We start from the raw sequence: 23,456 nt of genomic DNA, 5'->3' as shown, positions 1-23,456 counted from the left end.
GCCACACGCACTGCCGTTGCCGCTACCCCTCTCCCCAGCCCTCCCCCGCAAGTGGGGAGGGGGCGCAGCTGCGCATGCGGCAGCACTTCTGCCCATCATCGGGAGCGCATCATGTTGACCATGATCGGCAAGCGGCTGATGTTTGCGATCCCCTCGCTGATCGGGGTCGTGATCGTCACGTTTCTCCTGACGCGGGCATTGCCCGGCGACCCGGCCGCCTATTTCGCCGGGCCTGCGGCGAGCAAGGAGGCGATCGAGCAGATCCGCAAGAAACTCGGCTTCGACAAGCCGCTGATCGAGCAGTTTTTCCGCTACACCAACGATCTCGCGCATGGCGATTTCGGTAACTCGCTGACCACCGGCCAGCCGGTCGCGACCGAAATCCGCAACCGCCTGCCGGCGTCCGCCGAACTGACGCTGCTCGGCCTCATCGTTTCGATCGGAATCGCGATCCCGCTCGGCGTGCTGGCGGCAACGCGTCCGGGCTCCTGGATCGATCACCTCTGCCGCGTCACCACGACCGCCGGCGTGTCGCTGCCGGTGTTCTTCACGGGTCTCGTGCTGGTCTACGTGTTCTATTTCAGGCTTGGCTGGTCGCCGGCGCCGCTCGGCCGGCTCGATGTGTTCTACAGCGCTCCGCCGACCGTGACTGGACTTTATTTGATCGACGCCCTGATCGCGCGTGAGTTCGAGACGTTCCGTTCGGCGCTGAGCCAGCTCATCCTTCCTGCGGCGACGCTGGCGATCTTCTCGCTGGCGCCGATCGCGCGCATGACGCGGGCCTCGATGCTGGCGGTGCTGGCGTCCGATTTCGTCCGCACCGCGCGCGCCAGCGGGCTGTCGCCGTCGACCGTGATCGTTACCTACGCGTTTCGCAACGCCATGCTGCCTGTCATCACCACGCTCAGCATGGTGTTCTCGTTCCTGCTGGGGGCGAACGTGCTGGTCGAAAAAGTTTTCGCCTGGCCCGGCATCGGTTCCTACGCCGTGGAAGCGCTGATCTCCTCGGACTTCGCGCCGGTGCAGGGTTTCGTGCTGACCATGGCGGTCATGTACGTGCTGCTCAATCTGATCATCGACATTCTCTACGGCATGATCGATCCACGCGTGCGGCTTGAAGGGTGAGGTTGGAAGATGAGTAGCGTTGCGCCTGCCGTTGAACCCGCCGGTCCCGCACGTACCTCGGGACTGTCAGCCATCTTCGAACACACCCGCTATGTGCTCGGCGAGAACCGCGTCACGGCCTTTGCCTTCGGCCTTTTGATCATCATCCTGTTCGCCGCGATCTTCGGCCCCTACATCGTGCCCTACGATCCGCTCGCCAGCGATACCGCCGCGGCACTGAAGTCGCCGTCGGCGGCGCACTGGTTCGGCACCGACCAGCTCGGCCGCGACATCTTCAGCCGCGTTATCATCGCCACAAGGCTCGATACCTTCATCGCGGTCGCCTCCGTGGCGCTGGTGTTCCTGATGGGAGGATTGGCCGGCATCGCCGCTGGTTATTTCGGCGGCTGGACCGACCGCATCGTCGGCCGCATCGCCGATACCATCATGGCGTTTCCGCTGTTCGTGCTGGCGATGGGCATTGTCGCTGCGCTGGGCAACACCGTGCAGAACATCATCATCGCGACCGCAATCGTGAACTTTCCGCTCTATGCCCGCGTAGCCCGGGCTGAGGCCAATGTCCGTCGCAATGCCGGCTTCGTGCAGGCCGCGCGGCTGTCTGGCAATGGCGAGATGCGGGTTCTGCTGGTGCATATCCTACCCAACATCATGCCGATCATGATCGTGCAGATGTCTCTGACCATGGGCTACGCGATTCTCAATGCCGCGGGCCTCTCCTTCATCGGGCTCGGCGTGCGGCCGCCGACGGCGGAATGGGGCATCATGGTTGCCGAAGGCGCCACCTTCATGGTGTCGGGCGAATGGTGGATCGCGCTGTTTCCGGGGCTGGCGCTGATGATCGCCGTGTTCTGCTTCAATCTGCTCGGCGATGGCCTGCGCGACATCGTCGATCCGCAGCGGAGGACGTGATGGCTAATTCAAGCTTTGCTCGTCTCGGCCCCTGCATAGGGGCACGAAATGCGACAGGAGTGCTGACCGTTCTACTTTGCATGGGGTTGGTTTCGAGATTTTTGCGGAGGTCGTCATGACGGTCCAGCCCCTGCTCGACGTTCACGACCTCACCGTCGAATTCACCACGCGCCGCGGCATCGTCAAGGCGGTGCAGCACGTCAACATCTCCGTGGCGAAGGGCGAGACGCTCGGCATCGTCGGCGAGTCCGGCTCCGGCAAGTCGGTGACCTCCTATGCCGTGATGCGGATCCTCGACCGGGCGGGGCGGATCGCCGAGGGCTCGGTGATGTTTTCCGGCATCGACGTCAAGGCCGCGAGCGAGAGCGAGATGCGCGATCTGCGTGGCCGCGAAATATCGATGATTTTCCAGAACCCGCGCGCCGCGCTGAACCCGATCCGCAAGGTCGGCGACCAGATCGAGGACGTGCTGCGTCAGCACGTACAGAGCGCCGGCAGCGACCGCGGCGAGAAGGCGATCGAGGCGCTGGAGCAGGTCAAGATCGCCCATCCCCGCGAGCGCTATCACGCCTATCCGTTCGAACTTTCGGGCGGCATGTGCCAGCGCGTCGTGATCGCGCTGGCGCTGGCCTGCAATCCGCAGCTTTTGATTGCGGACGAGCCGACCACTGGCCTCGACGTCACTACGCAAAAAGCGGTGATGGATCTTATCGTCGAGCTGACGAAACGCCGGCGCATGTCGACGATCCTGATCACGCATGACCTCGGCCTCGCCGCGGCCTATTGCGACCGGGTAGTCGTGATGGAGAAGGGCCGGGTGGTGGAAACCGCGAAATCCGCGGATATTTTCGCCAGGCCCGAGCACGCCTATACCAAGAAACTGATGCGAGCGACGCCGCGGATCGGCGTGTCATTGCGGGATTTGTTGCCGGAGGAAGAGGTCCCAGCCTCTCCCCGCCCATCCACCGTCATGGCCGGGCTTGACCCGGCCATCCGTCAATCTTCAAAAGATTCTTCGAAGACGGTGGACCCCCGGGTCAAGCCCGGGGGTGATGAGCATCCAAAACCCGTTCTCCTCGTCGAAAAGCTCGTCAAGGAATATCCGCGCCAGGGCGCCACGGCCGTCCTTGGCAAGCTGTTCTCGCGCAAGCCGCCGGTTGAGGCGGAAATATTCCGCGCGGTCGACGGCATCAGCTTCACCGTCGGCCTCGGCGAGAGCGTTGGCCTTGTCGGCGAATCCGGCTGCGGCAAATCGACCACGTCGATGATGGTGATGCGGCTGCTTGACCAGACCTCGGGCCGCATCGTGTTCGACGGCGAGGAGATCGGCGCCGTCCTGCCGCAGGCCTTTGCGCGGCTGCCGCTGCGCAAGAGCATCCAGATGGTGTTCCAGGACCCGACCGACAGCCTCAACCCGCGTTTCACCGCGGCGCGCGCCATTGCCGATCCGCTTATCCAGCTCGGCGATATCAAAGGACGCGACGCGCTCCGCGCCCGCTGCGAGGAACTTGCCGGGCTCGTCGGTCTTCCCGTCAACCTGCTCGATCGCTTTCCGCATCAGTTGTCCGGCGGCCAAAAGGCCCGCGTCGGCATCGCGCGCGCGATTGCGCTGCATCCAAAGCTCGTGATCCTCGACGAACCGACGGCGGCGCTCGACGTCTCCGTTCAGGCGGTCGCTCTCAATCTGCTGCAGGATCTAAAGCAATCGATGGGCATGAGCTATTTGTTTGTGTCGCATGACCTGAATGTGGTGCGTTTGCTGTGCGACCGTGTCATCGTGATGCGTGCGGGCCGAATCGTCGAGCAAGGCTCGTCGGAGCGCGTGCTCGGCGATCCGCAGGACGGCTATACAAAGGAGTTGCTGACGGCGATCCCGCATCCGCCGTTGCCGGCCTAATTGTCATGCCCCGCCACCTGGTCCGGCCGGATGACAGGCTACTGCGGGGCATCCAGTAATCACTGACGCGGTGTTTACTGGATCGCGCGGTCAAGCCGGGCGATGACGGAGAAGGAGACGATAGTGACAGACAAGACTACTAACTCCCTGGACGATTACATCGACGCCGTTGCTACGACGCTCGCGCTGCCGGTCGAGGAGGCCTGGCGTCCTGCGGTGCGGGCGAACCTCGAAGTGTCATTGCGGCTGGCGCGGCTGGTCGATGAATTTCCGCTGCCGGATGAAGCCGAGCCGGCCAGCGTCTACACAGCGGGATAGACATGACCGTGAACAGTGACAGGCTATCGGCCCAACAAATCGCGCAGGCCGTCGCAGGCGGCAAGCTGTCCGCAATCGATGCGACCGAAGCCGCGTTGGCGCGGATCGCCAAACACGATACCGTGCTGAACTCTTTCACCGACATCACCGCTGACCGTGCGCGCGCAAAGGCCCGCGCCGTCGATGCCGCCATCGCCGCCGGTCAGAACACTGGACCACTCGCCGGCGTGCCGTTCGCGGTGAAGAACCTGTTCGACGTAAAGGGTCTCGCCACGCGAGCCGGATCGAAGATCAACCGCGATCTCGCGCCGGCGCCGCGCGATGCCACGCTGATCGAGCGGATGGAGGCGCAGGGCGCCGTGCTGGTCGGCGCGCTCAACATGGGCGAATACGCCTATGACTTTACCGGCGAGAACGTGCATGACGGCCCGTCGCGCAATCCGCATGATCCGACGCGGATGACCGGCGGCTCTTCGGGCGGCTCTGGAAGTGCGGTCGGCGGCGCTCTTGTTCCGATCGCTCTGGGGTCTGATACCAACGGCTCGATCCGCGTGCCCTCGTCATTCTGCGGCGTCTTCGGCCTGAAGCCGACCTATGGCCGGCTGTCGCGTGCGCGCTCGTTTCCCTTTGTCGCGAGCCTCGATCATCTCGGCCCGTTCGCGCGCAATGTCGGCGATCTCGCGCTGGCCTATGACGCCATGCAGGGGCCGGATGCCGATGACGCCGCCTGCACGACGCGGCCGATCGAACCGGCCACGCCGCTGCTGGCTCAGGGTATCGACGGCCTGCGGATCGCGGTGGCCGGTGGATACTTTCAGAAGAACGTCTTTCCTGAAGCCGTCGAGGCCGTGGCGCGCATCGCCAAGGCGATGAACGCGTCCAAGACGGTCGAGATTCCGGAGGCCGCGCGCGCCCGCGCCGCGGCTTACGTGATCACCACGACGGAGGGCGCTTCGTTGCATCTCGATCGCCTGCGCAAGCGCCCGAACGATTTCGACCCCGCGGTGCGCGACCGCCTGATCGCCGGCGCCATGGTTCCGGCGCCGCTGGTCGATCGCGCACAGAAATTCCGCCGCTGGTATCGCGCCAAGGTACTGGAGCTGTTCAAGTCGGTGGATGTGATCATCGCGCCGACCACGCCCTGCATCGCGCCGAAATTGGGCCAGGTCAATTTCAATCTCGACGGCGTCGAGCTGCCGGTGCGCGCCAATATCGGCATCCATACCCAGCCGATTTCGTTTATCGGCCTGCCGGTCGTCGCGGTGCCCGTGCCGCTGGAGCCGATGCCGATCGGCGTGCAGATCATCGCCGCGCCCTGGCGGGAGGATATCGCGCTGCGGGTCGCGCATGCGCTGGAGCGGATGGGTGCCGCCGCAGCGCCGGCGCCGAGAGGACTGTGACGATGGAGATCGATCTTCCCGACGTGCACGCCGAAGTCACCGCGCAATTCCAGCGCTATGAAAAGGCGCTGGTGTCGAACGATGTGGCCGTGCTCGACGAGCTGTTCCGTAACGATCCCCGCACGCTGCGCTATGGCATCGGCGAAAATCTCTACGGCTACGACGCCATCATGGCATTCCGCGCCGCGCGCTCGCCGATCGGATTGATGCGGCGGACCGACAAGACCGTGATCACGACCTATGGCCGCGATGCCGCCGTCGCCTCCACGCTGTTCTATCGCGACGGCGCACCGGGCAGGGTGGGCCGGCAGATGCAGACCTGGGTGCGGTTTCCGGAAGGGTGGAGGATCGTCGCAGCCCATGTCAGCATCATCGATGAGCCGAAGGGGCAATCATGAGTCTGGATGATCGCTCGGCGCGCACGCCGCAGTCCGGCGCCGAGCCCGAGACGACGGTCCGCCGCGTCGATCGCCCGTTGTCGCAGCGGGATAAGATTACGCGTGCGGAAGAGTTGCGGCTGCAGCTCGCCGACGAAATCGTGCGCGGCGTGCTGCCGCCGGGATCGTCGCTCGATGAGACCGATGTCGCGCGGCGTTTTTCGGTGTCGCGCACGCCGGTGCGCGAGGCGCTGCGCCAGCTCGTGGCGAGCGGCCTGGTCGAGGCCCGCGCCCACCGTGGCGCCGTGGTGGCGCAGCCGTCGCTCGACCGCTTGACCGAAATGTTCGAGGCGATGGCCGAGCTGGAAGCGCTGTGCGCGGGGCTAGCCGCCGAGCGGATGCCGCCGGCGGATCGTCAGAAGCTGGAAGCGATCCACGAGGAGTTGCGGGTGCTGAGCCATGCCGGAAATCCCGAACGCTTTCACGCGGTCAACGAGCGCTTCCACAACGCGATCTATGCCGGCTCGCAGAACAGCTATATTGCCGAGATGACGCTGGCGACAAGGGTACGCGTCCAGCCGTTCCGCCGCGCCCAGTTCCGCAATCTCGGGCGGCTGGCAAAGTCCCACGCCGAGCACGACCGCGTCGTGGTCGCGATCATGCGCGGCGACAAGGCGGGCGCGGCGGCCGCGATGCGCGCGCATATCGAGCTGGTGCGCGGGGAGTATGAGATTTACGCGGTGTCGGTGTAGCCTCGTCGTGCCCCGGACGCAGCGCAGCACGCAGTGATGCGCTGCAGAGCCGGGGTCTATCCTTCCGCATACGCGTAGGTCCCGGCTCTGCGGAGCAGCGTTGCCGGACGATGCTCTTGCATCGCCTAGGCTGTACCGCGTCCGGAACACGGCGATTACACTGCTGCCTTCTCTGCGATGAACGCGTGCCAGCCGCCGAAGGACGAGATATCGCGCGCGCCGTCGATCGCTACCGGCTCGACTACAAAGCCCTTCACACCTCTTCCATCCTCCAGCCGTATCGTGCCGATCCCGAGCGGCGGCGGGATCGCGGCGACGAATTTGCCGAACGCTGCCGCCGACAACGTCCACAGCTCCAGCTTGATTGAATTTCCAGCGCCTTGTTCCACGCGCAGCATGCCGGGTTTTGGCGGCGTCGTGTCGAGCGCGTAGAGCTTGTAGTCCGGCGCGGTCGCGGTCGCCTCGAGCAGGCGGGCGCCAAGCGCCCGTAGCTCGCCATTGAGCGCCATGCCGGAGAGATGCGCGCCGACGACCGCGATGGTAATTTCATCGCCGCTTGCTTGGGCTGGCACTGGCGCGAGCGGCGGCTGCGCGAAGCCCTTGCTGCCCATCTTCAGTTTCGTGTCGGCATGGAAGACCCGGGCAATGCTGGCGAGCTCTGCGTCGTGTCCCGCGGGCGCCAGCAGCGTGATGCCGAACGGGATGCCATCGGGGCGCATTGCGGCGGGCAGCGCCAGCCCGCAGAGGTCGAGCAAGTTGACAAAATTGGTGTAGGTGCCGAGCCGGCTGTTGAGCTCGATCGGATTGGCCAGCACCTGCGCCGTCGTATAGGCGGTCGGCGCGGTCGGCAGCACCATCGCATCAAAATTGGCAAAGACGCGCTCGGCTGTGCATCGCAGCGCCTGCAGCCGATAGAGCGAGGCAAAGGTGTCGGCGGCCGTTAGCCGCGCGCCGGCTGCGGTGATCTCGCGCGTCACCGGATGGATCGAATCCGGCGACGAGGCGAGAAGGTCGCGGATTACCAGATAACGTTCGGCGACCCATGGTCCCTCATAGAGCAGCCGCGCGGTCTCATAAAACGGTTCGAGGTCGAATTCGACCAGCGTGGCGCCGAGCGCCGTCCAGCGCTTGAGCGCCTCGCCATAGGCTTTCTCGGAAGCCGCGTCGCCGAAGAAGATCAATTGGCCATGGCGCGGCACGCCGAGCCGGAGCTTTTCGGGAAACGTCGACATCGGCCCGAGCGGCCGGTCGCGCGAGAATGGATCGGCGCGGTCAGGTCCCGCCATTGCCACCAGTGCGGTCATCGCGTCGTCGACGGTGAGCGAGAACACCGAAATGCAATCCAGCGTCCGGCACGCCGGGACGAGTCCGGCGTTGGAGACCAGTCCGAGGCTTGGCTTGAGCCCGACGATGTTGTTGAGCATCGCAGGCACGCGGCCGCTGCCTGCGGTATCGGTGCCGAGCGCCAGCGGCACGAGGCCGGCGGAAACCGCGACCGCCGAGCCCGAACTCGATCCGCCCGGAACGAGATCGGCGCGGATCGGATTGACGGGAACGCCATAGGGCGAGCGGACGCCGACCAGGCCGGTCGCGAACTGGTCCAGATTGGTCTTGCCGATGATGATGGCGCCGGCCGCGCGCAGTTTTGCGACCGCTGTCGAGTCCTGCGCCGGGGAATACGAAAAGGCCGGGCACGCCGCCGTGGTCGGCATGCCCTGCGCGTCGATATTGTCCTTCACCGCGACCGGCACGCCGAGCAGCGGAAGCGCGGCCGGATCTTTCGAGGCCAGCGCTTCTGTCTCTGCGAGCGCATCCTTCTCGTCGCGCAGGCTGATGAAGACGGCAGGATCGTTGTGATCGCGGATGCGCTGGTAGCTGCGCGCAACAGTTTGTGCCGGCGTCACGGTGCCGGCGCGGTGCGCGGCGACGACGGCGGCAACGGTTTCGGGCGCGTCGGACCCCATGGCGGCAAAACTCCAGCGAGCTAAGGTTACGCGAACTGAAGCAAGCGATGTGCCATTGTGTACAATGGTTCGATCGGGATATCCTCTAAGGATAGATATGCAATCTCAGGAACTTATTGCGCGATGGCGGGTGCTCTGCGAGGCCATTGCAGTCGAGTGTCTGCCCAAAATTTGGGCGGAAAGGCCCAAAGCGAGGCGATGGCCCGGTCAGGTGAACGCGGACAGGATCCGCAGCAGTTGCTCGCGGTTGTCCTTGCCGATCTTTTCGGCCACATGGCGCTCATGTTCGGCGGCGAGCCGCTTGAACTGCGCCAGCGATGCCTTGCCGCGCGGGGTCAGGTGCAACGCGTGGGAGCGCCGGTCGGTGGCGGATTTAACGCGGCTGACGAGATCGCGCTGTTCGAGACTGTCGAGAAGGTGCACCAGCCTGGCGCGCTCGATTCCGAGCCGCTTGGCCACGGCCATCTGGCTCAGCCCCGGGTTGGCGCCGATCACCGTCATCACGGAATACTGGGTGGGTCGGATATCGACGGCGCCGAGCGTGCGAATGAAATCCTGAAAGATCCAGATCTGAAAACGCCGCACCGCATAGCCGGCGTGGCCCGCCAGCGCGTCGAGCCCGATCTCGCCATTCATTAGATCGTTGTGCGCGTTGCCGTTTCCACTTCGCGTGCGGCCGGGACGCGGCCGGATACCGGCGCGTGATTTGGCAATTCTGGGTGCCTGACTGTTCCTCGTCATCGTTTCCTTCTAGCGCTTCGCGCGGGCGAGGGGAAGATTGTTGTTGACGACAACAATTGTTGTGCTCAACATCAGCGGTCAAGCCAGCCCGTTTGAGGCGGCAGGAGGAAGCCCATGACCATCGCCGCCATAAGCGGTGCCGATTCCCAAGGTCTTTTCGCGACACCGGCAATCGTCGCCGATCGCCGCGCCGACGGCAGCATTCTGGTGAGGTCGACCACGCCGCTGCAGCCGAGTGCGCGTTGCATCGGCGACTGGCTGGAGCATTGGGCCCGGCTGGCGCCTGACCGAACCTTCCTCGCCGATCGCGCCAGCATTGATACGCCGTGGACCACCGTCACCTACAAGGATGCCTTGAAACAGGTCCGCTCGGCCGCCGCCTGGATTCTTGCGCAAGGCTTGAACTCCGAGCGTCCGCTGGTGATCCTGTCCGACAACAGTGTCGAGCACGCGCTGTTCGCGCTCGCCGCCCAGCATGTCGGCGTGCCGTCGGCCGCGATCTCACCGGCCTATTCGCTGATGTCCAAGGATTTCGACAAGCTCAAGAGCATGATCGAGCTGCTCGGGCCTGGCGCGATCTATGTTTCCGGCACAAAACCGTTTGCAGGGGCGCTGGCGGCGATCAGGCCGTTGCATTCGGCCACCCTCGTCAGCGGCACTGCGGACGATGGTGATGCGATCTCCTTCCGCGCGATCGCGGTAACGCCGGAAACGCCTGACGTCGAAAATGCCTTTGCCGCGATTACGCTTGATACGATCGCAAAATTCCTGTTCACCTCGGGTTCGACCGGTACCCCAAAGGCCGTCATCAACACCCAACGCATGCTGACCTCGAGCCAGCAGGCCAAGGCACAAACCTGGACGTTCCTTGAGGATATCGGCGACAAGTTCGTGATCCTCGACTGGCTGCCGTGGAGCCACACCTTTGGCGCCAACCACAATTTCAATCTGGTGCTGCGCAACGGCGGCACGCTCTATGTCGACGGCGGCAAGCCGGCGCCCGGGCTTTTCGCGACCTCGCTCGCCAATCTGCGCAGCGTGATGCCATCGGTTTATTTCAACGTGCCGCGCGGTTTTGACATGCTGATTGCAGCGCTGCGCGGCGATGACGACTTGCGAAAGAAGTTTTTCAGCGAGGTGAAGTTCGCTTTCTACGCCGGCGCCGCACTGCCACAGAATCTCTGGGATGCGCTTGGAGAGCTCTCGATCAAGACGGTCGGCCGCGCGCTGCCGATGGTGTCGGCTTGGGGCTCGACCGAAACTTCGCCGCTGGCGACGGACTGCCATTTTCAGGCCAAGCGCTCCGGCAATATCGGCGTACCGATCCCAGGAACCGAGCTGAAGCTGGTGCCGTCGGGCGACAAGCTGGAGGTGCGCGTGCGCGGCCCGAACGTCACGCCCGGTTACTGGAAGGCGCCGGAACTGACCGCGCAGGCGTTCGATGAAGAGGGTTTTTATCTGATCGGCGACGCCGTGACCTTTGCCGATCCGGCGCATCCCGAATTGGGACTGTTCTTCGACGGCCGCGTCGCCGAGGACTTCAAGCTCAATTCGGGCACCTGGGTCAGCGTCGGCACCTTGCGCGTCGCCGGCATCGCTGCTCTGGCGCCGTTGGCGCAGGACATTGTCGTGACCGGCCACGGCAGCGACGAGGTTCGCTTCCTCGTCTTTCCGAACATTGCGGCCTGCCGGGCGCACGCAGGGCTATCAGACGATGCCGATGTGAAAGAGGTAATCGGCCACGATAAGGTCCGCGATGCCATTGCGCAGGGCCTTGCGAAACTGAAGGCCCAAAGCGGCAACTCGTCAGGGCACGCGACCCGTGCGCTGCTGCTGGCGGAGCCAGCTTCCGTCGACGGCGGCGAGATCACCGACAAGGGCTACATCAACCAGCGCGCGGTGCTGACGCGGCGCGCCGGCGCCGTGGCAACGCTGGACGACGACGCCTCGGCCGAATGGATCGGCTGCGCGGGCTAGCCATACTGCGTCATAAGTCCCTCATGGTGAGGAGCGCCAACGGTCTGCGCATAGCGCGGCCCGATAACAGGCTCCGCGCGTCTCGAACCATAGGCCCCGTCTGTGGCCTACATCCTTGGAGACGCCCGCTCTGCGGTCTCCTCAGGATGGCGGTTTGAGCAGCTATGACGCAGCAGAACTAAGATGCGTTCCCTAAAGCCCGTTCTTGTGGGCGTCGACCAGCCGCGCCAGCATCTGGAGAAAAGCCGTTTGCTCGGTTTTGCTGAGTGCGGAAAGCGTCCGCGCGTTAAAACTCTCGCCGAGCCGGCTGGCCTCGTCGGCGCGCCGCTCGCCCGCCGCGCTGAGGCTGAGCTCGACCGCGCGCCGGTCCCGCGCCGACCGCTTGCGCTTGAGGATTCCCGTCTCTTCCATCCGCGACAGGATCTTCACCAGATTGGGCAATTGGATCTTCAGTACGCCGGCAAGCTCGCTCTGCGTCACCGTCCTATTGTCACGCACCGCGACGAGGATAGCGTATTCGAGCGGCGAAAGTCTTAGTGATTCGAAATACGGATAGAACGCCTCGAAATTCTGTAGTTGCAGAATCCGGATCATGAATCCCGGGGTTTGCCGGAGCGCGGTGAGATCCAGCTCCCGATCTGCAGCCTGTTCGGCCACTCTGGCTGCCCCGTTGCCCTTGCGCGTCGAAACTTTGGCGATTCTTCCCATGGGCAATAGCTCGCATGGCATCACGTGAATTGACAATCCTCAAAATGCTTATAAATTATAAGTAATTTAGAAGTGGTCGCTAAGGCCGCCTTTTCCATTCACGAGGGAACGCATGCGACAGTCTTTTTGCAAAGCAATGCTCGTTGCCGCACTCGGCGGCATGCTTGTCGGCACCGCCCACGCCCAGGATCGCGTCCGGATCGGCGTGCTCAACGACCAGTCGGGCGTGTTTTCGACCTACCAGGGAATCGGCTCGGTCATCGCCGCGCAAATGGCGGTCGAAGACTTTGGCGGCAAGGCTGCCGGCAAGGCAGTCGACGTGATCACGGCCGATCACCAGAACAAGACCGACATCGGCGTCGGCATCGCGCGGCGCTGGTATGACACCGAAAGCATCGACGCCATCTTCGACCTGCCGAACTCGGCGATCGCGCTCGCGGTTGCCAATATGAGCGAGCAGAAGAACAAGGTGTTCGTCGGCTCAGGCGCCGGCACCGCGCTTCTCACCGGCGAGAAATGCACGCCGAATACCGTGCACTGGACCTACGACACCTATGCCTATGGCCGCGGTCTCGGCAAAGCCGTGGTCGCCCAGGGCGGCAAGAAATGGTTCTTCCTGACGGCCGATTACGCCTTCGGCCATGATCTGGAGAAGCAGGCGATGGAAGGCGTCAAGGCCTCCGGCGGCGAAGTGCTCGGCGCCGTGCGCCATCCGCTCGGCACCGCCGACTATGCCTCGTTCCTGCTGCAGGCGCAGGCCTCGGGCGCCGACATCGTCGGGGTGGCGAATGCCGGTGACGACACCATCACCTCGATCAAGCAGGCGGCGGAGTTCGGGCTGACGCAGAAGCAAAAATTGGTCGGACTGATCCTCGGAATGAACGGCATTCCCGCGCTCGGTCTGAAGGCGGCGCAAGGCGCGCAGATCATGAATCCGTTCTACTGGGATTTGAACGACGGCACACGCGCCTTCGCCAAGCGGTTCGCCGAACGCCATCCGCAAAAGAATTATCCGAACGACATGCAGGCCGGCGTCTACGCGTCCGTGCTGCATTATTTGAAGGCCGTCGACAAGGTCAGCGGCGCCACGGACGGGAAGGCCGTGGTCGCGGCGATGAAGGCGATGCCGACCGACGATCCGCTGTTCGGCAAGGGAACCATCCGCGCGGACGGGCGTAAGATTCACCGGCTGTTTCTGCTCGAGGTGAAGAAGCCCGACGAATCCACATCGAAATGGGACCTGTTGAAGGTCGTCGCTACGATTCCGGGCGATCAGGCTTTTCGTTCCGAAAGCGAGGGTAACTGCCCGCTGGTCAAGAGGTGACCTGACCGGCGGCGGCCGGCAGCAACCGGCCCAGTCCGAAAATCGATCGTCGAGTACGTCGTATATGTTGCCAAAGCAACTAATTCATGCGAGCGTGCTTTCACAAAGTGGCCGATCGCAGAGCATAGAGAGTGCCGGGCCGCACAGGGAGAAACGGATGTTTTGGCGTGTCGGATCGTCACGACGCAATGCGGTGCCGTGTGCGCAGTGTGATGGCCGCGGGGTAGCCAATACGCGCCGCTCAGCTCCTTGTATCGACTTCGCCCGCGCCCTTCACGGCGTCGAGATTGCCGTGCACCCGAAGCAGCAGTTCGATCAGGGTCTCCCGCTCCGGCTTGCTCAGGCAGGAGAGCAGGCGGCGCTCGCGTTCGAGCGCGACCGCGATGACCTGGTCATGGGTGGCATATCCCTTCTGGGTCAGCGAAATCGAATAGGTACGCGCGTCGTCGCGGTCGGCCCTGATGCTGACCAGCCCGCGTTCCTCCATGCCGGCCAGCGTCCGGCTCACCGGTCCCTTGTCGAAACCGATCACGTGGCAGATCCGGGCTGCCGAAATTTCCGGTTCGATCGCGAGCAGCGACAGGATCCGCCATTCCGTTACGTTGACCCCAAAGCGCTTCTGATAGACCACGGTCGCGCTGCGCGACAATTTGTTGGCGATGAAGGTGATGAGCGCCGGAACGTAACGGTCGAGGTCGAGCACCTGTTCGGCCCGTCCGCTCCTGCCTGCCGTGCTCGCACGGGAGGCGCGCGCCTGTCTGTTCCTGCTCATGCTCTTCCGACGCTGCTTCAGCGTTCCAGACATAGAGACAGCGCACACCGCTCTGCAAGAACATTATGCAGGAGACCCACATGAGCGCGACATCCCGGATAGATTCTGCAACCCCGGAGCGGAGTGCGCCGGCCGGCGTGCCCCATCTCGACGTGGACCCGTTCTCGACCGAGTTTTTCGAGGATCCGCACCGGATCCACGACCTGCTCCGCGAAGCCGGGCCGGTGGTCTGGCTCGAAAAGTGGGCGGTCTATGGCGTCGCACGCTATGCCGAGGTGCACGGCGTCCTCAACGATCCCTTGACCTTCTGTTCGAGCCGCGGCGTCGGCTTGAGCGATTTCGCCAAGGAAAAGCCGTGGCGTCCGCAAAGCATCATCCTTGAAGCGGACCCTCCGGCGCATACCAGGACGCGCGCGGTGCTCGCCCAAGTGCTGTCGCCGACCGCCATGAAAGGGGTCCGCGAACATTTCACGGCGATGGCCACGGCCAAGGTCGACGAATTGCTGGCGCGAGGGAGTTTCGATGCAGTCGCCGACCTCGCGGAGGCCTATCCGCTCTCGGTATTTCCCGATGCGATGGGCCTGAAGCAGGAGGGGCGGGAGAACCTGCTGCCCTATGCGAGTCTCGTCTTCAACGCGTTCGGGCCGCCGAACCAGTTGCGCCAGAAGGCAATCGAGCGCTCCGCGCCGCATCAGGCCTATGTCGCCGCGCAATGCCAGCGTGAAAATCTCACGCCCGGCGGATTCGGAGCGTGTATCCACGCGCGCGCCGACGCCGGCGATATCACGGCGGAAGAGGCGCCGCTACTGGTGCGCTCGCTGCTTTCGGCCGGGCTCGATACCACCGTCAACGGCATCGGTGCTGCCGTCTATTGCCTGGCGCGCTTCCCCGATCAGCTTGCGCGGCTACGCAGCGATCCGACGCTGGCGCGGAACGCATTCGAAGAGGCGATCCGTTTCGAAAGCCCGGTGCAGACCTTCTTCCGCACCACGACGCGAGAGGTCGAACTCGCAGGCCATCGCATCGGCGAAGGCGAAAAGGTTCTGATGTTCCTCGGCGCCGCCAACCGCGATCCGCGGCGCTGGGAAAATCCTGATCGCTACGACGTGACCCGCCGCACTTCGGGCCATGTCGGCTTTGGCTCGGGCATTCACATGTGCGTCGGGCAGCTTCTCGCGCGCGTCGAAGGCGAGGTGATGCTGGCGGCAATCGCCCGCAAGGTTGCCAGCATCGAGATCACCGGTCCGGTGAAGCGCCGCTACAACAACACGCTGCGCGGTCTCGAAAGCCTCCCCATCACCATTTCTCCGGCCTGACGGACCGCCTATGCCGAACATCACGTTTGTTCACCCTGACGGCCGTGCGCAACGCATCGACGCCAGCGACGGCGAAAGCGCGATGCAGACCGCGACGCGTCACGACGTCAGTGGAATCTTGGCGGAATGCGGCGGCAACGCGATGTGCGCCACCTGCCATGTCTATGTCGACGAGGGCTGGCTCGCCCGCCCGCCGGCCATGGGCGACGACGAGGACGCGCTACTGGATGGCGCCGCCGCCGAACGGCGGGCCAACAGCCGCCTGTCCTGCCAGATCAACCTCGCCGCCGATCTCGATGGGCTGATCCTCAATCTGCCGGACCGGCAGTTGTGATCGCGTGGCCGGCGGGTATCGCCTGCACGAAATCAAACCCGGCGAAGTCCGGGAACGATCAAAATCAAATATTGGAAGGGAGAGAACGATGAGGGGTTTCAGGTTCGGATTGACGCTCGTCTTGTCTTGCGCGATGTCATGCTCGGCGCGCGCGGAAATTTCCGACAATGTCGTGCGCATCGGCGTGCTCAACGACATTTCCGGCATCTTCCAGGACACCAACGGCATGGGCTCGGTGGAAGCCGCGCGCATGGCGGCGGAGGATTTCAACGGCGGCGGCAAGAACATCAAGGTCGAGATCGTCTACGCCGACCATCAGAACAAGGCTGACGTCGGTTCGGCGATCGTGCGCAAATGGCTCGATATCGACGGCGTCGATGCCGTGGTCGATGTGCCGAATTCGGCGGTCGGCCTCACCATCAATTCGCTGCTGCGTGATAGCCGTATGACGTTTCTTGCGTCGTCGACTGCGACCTCAGACCTGACGGGCAAGGCCTGCTCGCCCAACACGATCCAGTGGGTCAATGACGCCTGGGCCACCGGCAATTCCACCGCGGCGGCGATGATGGCGCGGGGCGGCAAGGAATGGTACTTCATCACGGTGAATTTTGCCCTCGGCCAGGGCATCGAGGCCGAAGCCACCAACTACATCGAAAAACACGGCGGCAAGGTGCTGGGCTCGGCCAAGCATCCGCTCAACACGGCGGATTTTGCTTCGTTATTGCTGCAGGCGCAGAACTCCAAAGCCAAGGTGATCGGGCTTGCCAATGCCGGCGGCGACACAGTCAACGCGGTGAAGCAGGCGGCCGAGTTCGGTCTTCAGCAAAGCGGGCAGACGATGGTGGCATTCCTGCTGTTCATCAACGACGTCCACGGCATGGGGCTGAAAGCAGGCCAGGGCCTGCAACTGTTCGAAGCCTTCTATTGGGACATGGATGAAAACACCCGCGCCTTTGCCAAGCGCTTTGCCGCGCGGCCGGGCGTGAACGGCAAGATGCCGAGCGGTAACCAGGCCGGCGTCTATGCCTCGACGCTCGCCTATCTCAACGCGGTGGCTGCGACCGGCAGTGACCATGCCAAGGATGCTGTGCCCGAGATGAAGAAGTTCAAGGGCAAGGACAAGCTGTTCGGCGACGTCACCATCCGCCAGGACGGCCGCGTCATCCACCCGATGTATTTGTTCGAGGTGAAGAAGCCGGAAGAATCGAAACATCCGTACGACTACTACAAGCTGGTCTCGACCATTCCCGCCGACCAGGCCTTCCGCCCGCTCGCAGACGGCGGCTGCTCATTGGTGAAGTGAAAGCCGCTGCCGCCTCCCTCTCCCGCTTGCGGGTCGCTTGCGGGGGACGGCCGGGGTGGGGGTCGCGCCGCATAACAGATGTCAACGTCTAGGCAGGCGGAGCCGGTCGTATTTCGATTGACCTCCGCGTCGCGCGAACCATTGTAAGCCCAACGGCCGGCTTAAAGGGCGGCTGAAGGAACAGCGTGGGGGAAACTATGCAACGCTTCAAACTCGATATGCACGCGGGCGCTCTGTTGGCCTCGCTGTTCGCCACAACCTGGTTCCTTACCGTAGACGCGACGGCCGCAAAGATGGTCGGCGATGCCGCAGCGACCTGCAGCGACCTGATCCGGCCGGCCGATAATGCCGTCCGGATCGATTCTGCGACCATGATTGCGCCGTCCCAGCTTGCCGTCGCCGAAAGGGCGCCAACGCCGGCGGGGCGCATCGCGCCGCCCAATCCGGAATTCTGCAAGGTGCTCGGCCAGATCGCGCCGTCCGATCCCAGGGCGCCGCCGATCAAATTTCAGGTGAATCTTCCGGTCGAATGGAACGGTCGCTCGCTGCAATATGGCGGCGGCGGCTTCAACGGCGTGCTGATCACCGGTCTTGCCTTGCCGCCGGCCTATCCATTCGGCGCGCCGTCGCCGCTGGCGCGGGGCTTCGTCACCTATGGCACCGATTCCGGCCACGAGACCAGGCCGGGCGAGCCGCCGCAATTGTTTGCGCTCAACGACGAGGCGTTCGAGAATTTCGCGCATCGTTCCTACAAGCGCGTGCGGGACGCCGCCGTCGCCCTGATGGTGCGCGCCTACGGCAAGCCGCCGGCCAAACTGTATTTCATGGGATCGTCGGAAGGCGGCCGCGAGGCGCTGACGATGGCGCAGCGTTATCCCGATGATTTCGACGGCATCTTTGCCCGCGTGCCCGTCATCAACTGGGTCGGATTGCAGCACGCCGGGACGCGGTCGGGGCTCGCAACCATGGGCGAGGGCTGGATCCGCCCCGCGCAGGTCGAACTCGTTGCCAAGGCGGTGCTTGCTGCTTGCGACAAGGAGGACGGCGCCGAAGATCAGCTCGTTCTGAATCCGGTCGGCTGCAAGGCGAAATTCCAGCCGGAGTCGCTGCGCTGCGCGGCGGAGCAAAGCGGCGATCAGTGCCTGACGGAAGCGCAGATCGCGGCGATCAGGACGCTGCATGCGACGTACAAGTTTTCGTTTCCGCTGGAGAACGGCCTTGATGATTATCCGGGCTGGGGCGTCTCCGGCGAAAATACCCCTGCGTTCGGCCCGACCGGCGGCTGGGTCGCCTGGTGGCTTGGCAAGGCGGCGCCTGCACAGCCACCGCTGCCTGCCAATGGCATCGCCTGGATCTACGGCGCGGGCGGCATTCAATATGTCTTCGCCCGCGACCCGAAGCTCGACGTCACGACCTACAGGCCCGAAGATCACAAGGAGCGTCTGCTGCAGGTGTCGCAATTGATGGATTCGACCAATCCGGACCTCAGCCGTTTTGCCGCGCGTGGTGGCAAGCTCGTGATCCTCGAGAACATGGCCGACTATGCCCAGAGCCCCTACGCGGGTATCCGCTACTTCGAAAACGTGCAGCGCGCCTTGGGCCGCGAAAAGACGGCTGAGTTCGCCCGCCTCTACACCGCGCCCGGTGTCGACCATGTCGGCTCGGGGGCGCCCGCCAATGTCGACATGCTGACCGTGCTCGTCGATTGGGTCGAGAACGGCAAGGCGCCCGGCGATCTCGAGGTGATCGAGCAGAAGATTGAGGCGCCGGAGTTCGAGACGACACGCGCGCTGCCATTGTGCCAATGGCCGGCGTGGCCGCATTACAAATCGGGGCCGACGAGTAGCGCGGCCAGTTTTACCTGCGCGCCGTGAGGGGTCTTCGCCAGTGCGATCGGTTCGAAGCGAAACCTAACCCGTGACCTTGCTCGAGCCTTGCGTGATCAGCCGTGCGGCGCGCTGGTCGCGGGCGTGAATCCACAGCCAGCTCAGCGCGACGCTGAGCCGGTTGCGCAGGCCGATCAGGAAGTAGATGTGGGCGATGCCCCAGATCCACCAGGCGAGATTGCCGCGCAGCTTGATGCGCCCGAAGTCGATCACGGCCTTGCGCTTGCCGATCTGCGCAAGACTGCCGGCATGCTTGTAGCGGAACGGCGGCAGCGTGCCGCCGCTCAAGCGGGCCTTGATCAGCGCCGCCACATAGCGTCCCTGCTGCTTGGCCGCCGGCGCGATGCCCGGCACCGGATTGCCGTCGGGGCCGGCGATCGTCACGGTATCTCCGACGGCAAAGATATCGGGATGGCCGGGCACGGTCAGATCAGGCTCGACCTTGAGCCGATAGGCGCGGTCGGCGGGTGCGTTCAGCCATTCCGCGGCGCGCGAGGCGCGCACACCGGCGGCCCAGACAATGGTCCTGGCTTCCAGCCTGTTGCCGCCATAGACGACGCCGTCGATCGCACATTCGGTGACGGGCTGCCCCAGTACCACTTCGACGCCGAGTTCCTGCAGCGAGCGCAGCGCATAGGCGGAGAGATCCTCGGGAAAGCCGGCGAGCACGCGCGGGCCGGCCTCGACCAGCACGACGCGGGTCTTGTGGGTGTCGATGTTGCGAAAGTCCGGCGGCAGCGTGTCCTTGGCGAGGTCGGCGATGGTTCCGGCCATCTCGACGCCGGTCGGGCCGGCGCCGATGATGACGAAGGTGAGTAGCGCCGCGCGCCGCGCCGGGTCGGTCTCGCGTTCGGCGCGCTCGAAGGCGACGAGAATGCGCCGCCGCAGCGTGGTGGCGTCCTCCAGCGTCTTCAGCCCCGGTGCGAACGGCTCCCATTCATCGTGGCCGAAATAGGCGTGGCGGGCGCCGGTGGCGAGCACCAGCGTGTCGTAGGAGATCGTATCTCCGTCTTCGAGCAGCACGCGCTTTCCCTCGGCATCGACGCCATTCACATTGGCGAACAGCGTCGTCACTTCAGGACGGTCGCGCAGGAGATAGCGGATCGGCCAGGCAATTTCGGAGGTCGCCAGCGAAGCGGTCGCGACCTGGTAGAGCAGCGGCTGGAACAGATGATGGTTGCGGCGGTCGATCAGCGTGATCCGGACCGGCGCCCCGGCAAGACCAAAGGCGGCCTCGAGTCCGCCGAAACCGGCGCCGACGATCACCACGTGATGGGGTTGTTTCAGCGCTGTGGTCATGGGATGCGATTCCGGTTTTTGATGGCTCAACGTATTGGATTATGTAGCCATTTGCGGCTCCGCTCCAATACGTCGTTGTCAATCGGCCGATAGCGAAAGCGTATCGTGCTGTCGCCGGGACCCATAACCACAGGAGTGTATTGTTGGTAAAGCTGTGGCGACAGCGCGGCGTAACGACGAGCCCCTGCGGTTATGGGTCCCCGCTTTCGCGGGGACGCCGGAGAGAAAACAATTTTTTGCGGGGGCCGCATCCTTTGCCTGTTCCGAAACGTCCTTGGGGTCGAGATGGCCGCAGAACAGGAGAAAGCCATGAGACGGACCGTAATCAGGTATAAAACCAAGCCGGAAATGAGCGACAGGAATGCCGAACTGGTGGCCGCGGTGTTTGCGGAACTAAAGGCGGCGCAGCCGGAGGGATTCCGGTATTTGTCGCTGCGGCTGGAGGACGACACGTTTATCCATTTCGTCGAGTCCGCGGCTGATGATGGCTCCAGCGCGCTGCCGAAACTGGCGGCGTTTCAGGCGTTCCAGAACGGCATTCGCGAGCGTTGCGCCGAACCGCCGCTGGCCAAAAGCGTGACCATCGTCGGCAATTATCGCATGTTGCGCGAGACCGAGAGCGCGCTAGCCGGAGTCTGAATGACTGTGGTTCCCGAGACGTCCGCCGCGTTTGATATCGAGCGCCTGCTGGTGGCGATGCGGCCGAGGCTGCATCGCTATTGCGCGCGCATGGTGGGATCCGTCATCGACGGCGAGGACGTGCTGCAGGATGCCATGATCAAGGCGGTGGAGGCGCAGCCTGCCGCCGGCGCGCTCGGTAATCCCGAAGGCTGGCTGTTTCGCATTGCGCACAACACCGCGCTGGATTTCCTGCGCCGGCGCAATCGCCAGGAAGCGCTCCGCTCGGTGGAGGAGGCGGACATGATCGTAGACCAGCTCGATGCCGTGGAGAGCCGCCAGATCGCTGCCACCTCCTTGCGCACCTTCATGCGCCTGCCGGTTTTGCAGCGCTCAAGCGTGATCCTGATGGACGTGCTCGGCTGCTCGCTGAAGGAAATCTGCGAGGTGATGGATTGCAGCCTGCCTGCGGCCAAGGCCGCGCTGCATCGCGGCCGTGCGCAGCTGCGCGAAATTGCGGACGAGCCGGACGACACGCCGCAACAAAAACTATCCGACGCCGATCGCGAGCGGCTCGGCGCCTATGTCGCCAATTTCAACGCGCGCAATTTCGACGCGATCCGCGCCATGATCTCGGACGACGTGCGGCTCGATCTCGTCAGTAAGTCCCGCTTGAACGGCAAGACCGAAGTCTCGCGCTATTTCGGCAATTACGACAAGGTCAGCGACTGGCATCTGGTGCCAGGCTTGGTGGAAGGACGCCCCGCCATCCTTGTGTTTGATCCGAGCGACGGCGACGCAAAGCCGAAATATTTCGTGCTGCTGGGCTGGTCAGCCGGCAAGGTCGCGACCATCAGGGATTTCCGCCACGCGCCTTATATCGTTGATGGCGCTGAATACCTGATCTGAACAAGGCGCTTCCCTTCGCAGGGTGCGGCGCGGGGCCGCAGCTGCCTATCCGGCTTTCTCCCAAAACTGCGACAATTGTCCCCTCAGCAACCTGAATTATAATTCTTGCCATCCCCGCCATCTGCGAATTATGGTGCAGGTGGCTTAAGCATGCGCCAAAGGTTCTAACCCGAGCCTTGGGTTCATGCTTGCCGCTGACCGGCCACTTCGCGCACAAAATACCTCACCTAATAAGAGGGCGCGCGGAGCAAGCGTTGCCGGTCGCCCGGTTGACCGGGTTTGGAGTGATAAACAGGAGGGGAGTGATTATGAAAAAGGCATTCTGGCTGGCGGGCGCGACAATTCTGGCGCTGGCGCAGCCCGCGCTCGCCGGCGATACCATCAAAATTGGCTTTGTCTCGACCTTCAGCGGCCCGACCGCTGTGATCGGCAACGACATGCGCAACTCATTCGAGCTGGCGCTCGACCATCTCGGCCGCAAGATGGGCGGCAAGCCGGTCGAGGTGATCTACGAGGACGATGGCCAAAAGCCTGATGTCGGCAAGCAGAAGACCGAAAAACTGATCCAGTCGGACAAGGTCGATTTCATCGTCGGCTACATCTGGTCGAACGTCCTGCTGGCCTCGCTGAAGACCGCGGTCGATTCAAAAACCTTCCTGATCTCGGCCAATGCCGGCCCGTCGCAGCTCGCCGGCGAACTCTGCTCGCCTTACGTATTCTCGACCTCCTGGCAGAACGACCAGACCCCACAGGCGGTCGGCACCTACATGAACCAGAAGGGCGTGAAATCAGTGTTCCTGATCGGCCCGAACTACGCCGCCGGCAAGGACATGCTGGCCGGCGTCAAGAGCACGTTCAAGGGCCAGGTCGTCGGCGAGGAATATACAGTGTGGCCGAGCCAGCTCGACTTCTCCGCCGAACTGACCAAGGCGAAGAATTCCAAGGCCGAGTCGATCTTCGTGTTCTATCCGGGCGCGGCCGGCGTCCAATTCCTCAATCAATATGCGCAGGCCGGACTGAAGGGGCAGATCCCGCTCTACACGGCATTCACCATCGACGAATTGTCGCTGCCGCTGCAGAAGGAAAATGCGATCGGCGTGCCCGGCGCCCAGCAATGGGTCAACGACCTGCCGAACCCCGAGAACAAGAAGTTCGTCGAGGACTACCGCAAAAAGTACACGGGCCTCCGCCCGACCTTCTACGGCGCGCAGTCGTATGATGCCGCCAACCTGATCAACAGCGCAGTGATCGCGGTGAAGGGCGACACTTCGAAGAAGGACGAGATGAAGGCCGAGATGGAGAAGGCCAACTTCAAGTCCGTGCGCGGCCCGTTCAAATACGGCAACAACCACATTCCGATCCAGAATTTCTATCTGCAGGACGTGGTCAAAGACGCCGATGGTCAGCTCTCGCTGAAGACGGTGGCCACTATCGTCAAGGACGACCAGGACCGCTTTCACGACAAATGCCCGATGAAGAAGTGATTGGCATGACCGGTGCATGATCGGGAAAAGCGCCCGCGGGCTT

At 63.7% G+C, this 23,456-nt stretch carries 21 protein-coding genes; 16 read left to right on the top strand and 5 right to left on the bottom strand.

The annotated features are described in order from the left end of the window. Nucleotides 1-111: 111 nt before the first annotated feature. The 7 genes from HCN58_RS20525 (at nucleotide 112) to HCN58_RS20495 (ending at nucleotide 6,778) form a co-directional block, all read left to right on the top strand. On the top strand, nucleotides 112-1,125 hold the full coding sequence (locus tag HCN58_RS20525; RefSeq protein ID WP_171581191.1) for an ABC transporter permease: 1,014 nt from the start codon (nucleotides 112-114) through the stop codon (nucleotides 1,123-1,125). Between the two features lie 9 nt (nucleotides 1,126-1,134). Then, the gene (locus HCN58_RS20520) at nucleotides 1,135-2,034 is read left to right on the top strand and encodes an ABC transporter permease (protein ID WP_171581190.1); all 900 of its coding nucleotides are present in this window, start codon (nucleotides 1,135-1,137) and stop codon (nucleotides 2,032-2,034) included. A 115-nt stretch (nucleotides 2,035-2,149) separates the two neighbouring features. Next, nucleotides 2,150-3,931 carry a dipeptide ABC transporter ATP-binding protein gene (locus HCN58_RS20515; protein ID WP_171581189.1) on the top strand — a complete coding sequence of 594 codons (1,782 nt, stop codon included), beginning with the start codon at nucleotides 2,150-2,152 and terminating at the stop codon, nucleotides 3,929-3,931. A 123-nt stretch (nucleotides 3,932-4,054) separates the two neighbouring features. Continuing rightward, entirely contained in the window at nucleotides 4,055-4,249 is a 195-nt protein-coding gene (locus HCN58_RS20510; RefSeq protein WP_311966843.1) for a DUF4089 domain-containing protein, read from the top strand. Nucleotides 4,250-4,251: 2 nt separating this feature from the next. Next, nucleotides 4,252-5,649, top strand: coding sequence for an AtzE family amidohydrolase (locus HCN58_RS20505; protein WP_171581187.1), 1,398 nt, complete (start codon nucleotides 4,252-4,254; stop codon nucleotides 5,647-5,649). A gap of 2 nt (nucleotides 5,650-5,651) precedes the next feature. After that, the gene (hpxZ, locus tag HCN58_RS20500) at nucleotides 5,652-6,047 is read left to right on the top strand and encodes an oxalurate catabolism protein HpxZ (RefSeq protein WP_171581186.1); all 396 of its coding nucleotides are present in this window, start codon (nucleotides 5,652-5,654) and stop codon (nucleotides 6,045-6,047) included. Then, nucleotides 6,044-6,778, top strand: coding sequence for a GntR family transcriptional regulator (locus tag HCN58_RS20495; protein WP_171581185.1), 735 nt, complete (start codon nucleotides 6,044-6,046; stop codon nucleotides 6,776-6,778). Before hpxZ ends, HCN58_RS20495 begins: the two co-directional genes overlap by 4 nt. Nucleotides 6,779-6,933: 155 nt before the next feature. Here HCN58_RS20495 and atzF read toward each other — a convergent pair whose 3' ends face one another. Then, a complete protein-coding gene (gene atzF, locus HCN58_RS20490; protein ID WP_171581184.1) occupies nucleotides 6,934-8,742 on the bottom strand; it encodes an allophanate hydrolase in 1,809 nt (602 codons plus the stop codon). Nucleotides 8,743-8,949: 207 nt separating this feature from the next. Further along, nucleotides 8,950-9,483: a MarR family winged helix-turn-helix transcriptional regulator gene (locus HCN58_RS20485; protein WP_171581183.1), complete on the bottom strand. Its 534-nt coding sequence runs from the start codon at nucleotides 9,481-9,483 to the stop codon at nucleotides 8,950-8,952. Nucleotides 9,484-9,597: 114 nt separating this feature from the next. Between HCN58_RS20485 and HCN58_RS20480 the strand changes: the two genes are divergently transcribed. Further along, nucleotides 9,598-11,460 (top strand): feruloyl-CoA synthase, encoded by a 1,863-nt coding sequence (locus tag HCN58_RS20480; RefSeq protein ID WP_171581182.1) that lies wholly within the window; start codon nucleotides 9,598-9,600, stop codon nucleotides 11,458-11,460. A gap of 192 nt (nucleotides 11,461-11,652) precedes the next feature. On the opposite strand, the gene HCN58_RS20475 is transcribed toward HCN58_RS20480, so the two are convergent. Further along, on the bottom strand, nucleotides 11,653-12,168 hold the full coding sequence (locus HCN58_RS20475) for a MarR family winged helix-turn-helix transcriptional regulator (protein ID WP_171581181.1): 516 nt from the start codon (nucleotides 12,166-12,168) through the stop codon (nucleotides 11,653-11,655). A 112-nt stretch (nucleotides 12,169-12,280) separates the two neighbouring features. Here HCN58_RS20475 and HCN58_RS20470 point away from each other — a divergent pair, with 112 nt between their 5' ends. Beyond that, nucleotides 12,281-13,492: an ABC transporter substrate-binding protein gene (locus HCN58_RS20470; protein ID WP_171581180.1), complete on the top strand. Its 1,212-nt coding sequence runs from the start codon at nucleotides 12,281-12,283 to the stop codon at nucleotides 13,490-13,492. 241 nt (nucleotides 13,493-13,733) lie between these two features. Here the strand turns inward: HCN58_RS20470 and HCN58_RS20465 are convergent, their stop codons facing one another. Continuing rightward, the gene (locus HCN58_RS20465) at nucleotides 13,734-14,264 is read right to left on the bottom strand and encodes a MarR family winged helix-turn-helix transcriptional regulator (RefSeq protein WP_171581179.1); all 531 of its coding nucleotides are present in this window, start codon (nucleotides 14,262-14,264) and stop codon (nucleotides 13,734-13,736) included. Between the two features lie 80 nt (nucleotides 14,265-14,344). Here HCN58_RS20465 and HCN58_RS20460 point away from each other — a divergent pair, with 80 nt between their 5' ends. From HCN58_RS20460 to HCN58_RS20445, 4 genes are all read left to right on the top strand, one after another. Continuing rightward, entirely contained in the window at nucleotides 14,345-15,580 is a 1,236-nt protein-coding gene (locus HCN58_RS20460; protein WP_171581178.1) for a cytochrome P450, read from the top strand. A 10-nt stretch (nucleotides 15,581-15,590) separates the two neighbouring features. Next, complete coding sequence (locus HCN58_RS20455; RefSeq protein WP_171581177.1) at nucleotides 15,591-15,914, top strand: 2Fe-2S iron-sulfur cluster-binding protein; 324 nt, start codon at nucleotides 15,591-15,593, stop codon at nucleotides 15,912-15,914. A gap of 88 nt (nucleotides 15,915-16,002) precedes the next feature. After that, nucleotides 16,003-17,217, top strand: a complete 1,215-nt coding sequence (locus tag HCN58_RS20450) for an ABC transporter substrate-binding protein (protein ID WP_171581176.1) — start codon at nucleotides 16,003-16,005, stop codon at nucleotides 17,215-17,217. A 293-nt stretch (nucleotides 17,218-17,510) separates the two neighbouring features. After that, nucleotides 17,511-19,091: a tannase/feruloyl esterase family alpha/beta hydrolase gene (locus HCN58_RS20445; protein WP_235983765.1), complete on the top strand. Its 1,581-nt coding sequence runs from the start codon at nucleotides 17,511-17,513 to the stop codon at nucleotides 19,089-19,091. 36 nt (nucleotides 19,092-19,127) lie between these two features. Here HCN58_RS20445 and HCN58_RS20440 read toward each other — a convergent pair whose 3' ends face one another. Beyond that, nucleotides 19,128-20,402, bottom strand: a complete 1,275-nt coding sequence (locus HCN58_RS20440) for an NAD(P)/FAD-dependent oxidoreductase (protein WP_171581175.1) — start codon at nucleotides 20,400-20,402, stop codon at nucleotides 19,128-19,130. A gap of 309 nt (nucleotides 20,403-20,711) precedes the next feature. Here HCN58_RS20440 and HCN58_RS20435 point away from each other — a divergent pair, with 309 nt between their 5' ends. From HCN58_RS20435 to HCN58_RS20425, 3 genes are all read left to right on the top strand, one after another. After that, nucleotides 20,712-21,041: a hypothetical protein gene (locus tag HCN58_RS20435; protein WP_171581174.1), complete on the top strand. Its 330-nt coding sequence runs from the start codon at nucleotides 20,712-20,714 to the stop codon at nucleotides 21,039-21,041. Next, complete coding sequence (locus HCN58_RS20430; RefSeq protein ID WP_171581173.1) at nucleotides 21,042-21,929, top strand: RNA polymerase sigma factor; 888 nt, start codon at nucleotides 21,042-21,044, stop codon at nucleotides 21,927-21,929. A 308-nt stretch (nucleotides 21,930-22,237) separates the two neighbouring features. Then, nucleotides 22,238-23,413, top strand: coding sequence for an ABC transporter substrate-binding protein (locus HCN58_RS20425; protein WP_171581172.1), 1,176 nt, complete (start codon nucleotides 22,238-22,240; stop codon nucleotides 23,411-23,413). Nucleotides 23,414-23,456 lie beyond the last annotated feature (43 nt).

The organism is Bradyrhizobium australiense, assembly GCF_013114825.1.
GTDB lineage: Bacteria > Pseudomonadota > Alphaproteobacteria > Rhizobiales > Xanthobacteraceae > Bradyrhizobium > Bradyrhizobium australiense.
This window is presented reverse-complemented; position numbering and strand designations above follow the sequence as displayed.

What these genes read in the sequence shown, in the direction of transcription:
- HCN58_RS20485 (WP_171581183.1), bottom strand. Translation starts at nt 9,483, where the DNA reads ATGACGAGGAACAGTCAGGCACCCAGAATTGCCAAATCACGCGCCGGT.
- HCN58_RS20430 (WP_171581173.1), top strand. Translation starts at nt 21,042, where the DNA reads ATGACTGTGGTTCCCGAGACGTCCGCCGCGTTTGATATCGAGCGCCTG.
- HCN58_RS20460 (WP_171581178.1), top strand. Translation starts at nt 14,345, where the DNA reads ATGAGCGCGACATCCCGGATAGATTCTGCAACCCCGGAGCGGAGTGCG.
- HCN58_RS20505 (WP_171581187.1), top strand. Translation starts at nt 4,252, where the DNA reads ATGACCGTGAACAGTGACAGGCTATCGGCCCAACAAATCGCGCAGGCC.
- HCN58_RS20450 (WP_171581176.1), top strand. Translation starts at nt 16,003, where the DNA reads ATGAGGGGTTTCAGGTTCGGATTGACGCTCGTCTTGTCTTGCGCGATG.
- HCN58_RS20475 (WP_171581181.1), bottom strand. Translation starts at nt 12,168, where the DNA reads ATGGGAAGAATCGCCAAAGTTTCGACGCGCAAGGGCAACGGGGCAGCC.
- HCN58_RS20480 (WP_171581182.1), top strand. Translation starts at nt 9,598, where the DNA reads ATGACCATCGCCGCCATAAGCGGTGCCGATTCCCAAGGTCTTTTCGCG.
- HCN58_RS20455 (WP_171581177.1), top strand. Translation starts at nt 15,591, where the DNA reads ATGCCGAACATCACGTTTGTTCACCCTGACGGCCGTGCGCAACGCATC.
- HCN58_RS20525 (WP_171581191.1), top strand. Translation starts at nt 112, where the DNA reads ATGTTGACCATGATCGGCAAGCGGCTGATGTTTGCGATCCCCTCGCTG.
- HCN58_RS20520 (WP_171581190.1), top strand. Translation starts at nt 1,135, where the DNA reads ATGAGTAGCGTTGCGCCTGCCGTTGAACCCGCCGGTCCCGCACGTACC.
- HCN58_RS20465 (WP_171581179.1), bottom strand. Translation starts at nt 14,264, where the DNA reads ATGAGCAGGAACAGACAGGCGCGCGCCTCCCGTGCGAGCACGGCAGGC.
- atzF (WP_171581184.1), bottom strand. Translation starts at nt 8,742, where the DNA reads ATGGGGTCCGACGCGCCCGAAACCGTTGCCGCCGTCGTCGCCGCGCAC.
- HCN58_RS20515 (WP_171581189.1), top strand. Translation starts at nt 2,150, where the DNA reads ATGACGGTCCAGCCCCTGCTCGACGTTCACGACCTCACCGTCGAATTC.
- HCN58_RS20495 (WP_171581185.1), top strand. Translation starts at nt 6,044, where the DNA reads ATGAGTCTGGATGATCGCTCGGCGCGCACGCCGCAGTCCGGCGCCGAG.
- HCN58_RS20470 (WP_171581180.1), top strand. Translation starts at nt 12,281, where the DNA reads ATGCGACAGTCTTTTTGCAAAGCAATGCTCGTTGCCGCACTCGGCGGC.
- HCN58_RS20425 (WP_171581172.1), top strand. Translation starts at nt 22,238, where the DNA reads ATGAAAAAGGCATTCTGGCTGGCGGGCGCGACAATTCTGGCGCTGGCG.
- hpxZ (WP_171581186.1), top strand. Translation starts at nt 5,652, where the DNA reads ATGGAGATCGATCTTCCCGACGTGCACGCCGAAGTCACCGCGCAATTC.
- HCN58_RS20435 (WP_171581174.1), top strand. Translation starts at nt 20,712, where the DNA reads ATGAGACGGACCGTAATCAGGTATAAAACCAAGCCGGAAATGAGCGAC.
- HCN58_RS20445 (WP_235983765.1), top strand. Translation starts at nt 17,511, where the DNA reads ATGGTCGGCGATGCCGCAGCGACCTGCAGCGACCTGATCCGGCCGGCC.
- HCN58_RS20440 (WP_171581175.1), bottom strand. Translation starts at nt 20,402, where the DNA reads ATGACCACAGCGCTGAAACAACCCCATCACGTGGTGATCGTCGGCGCC.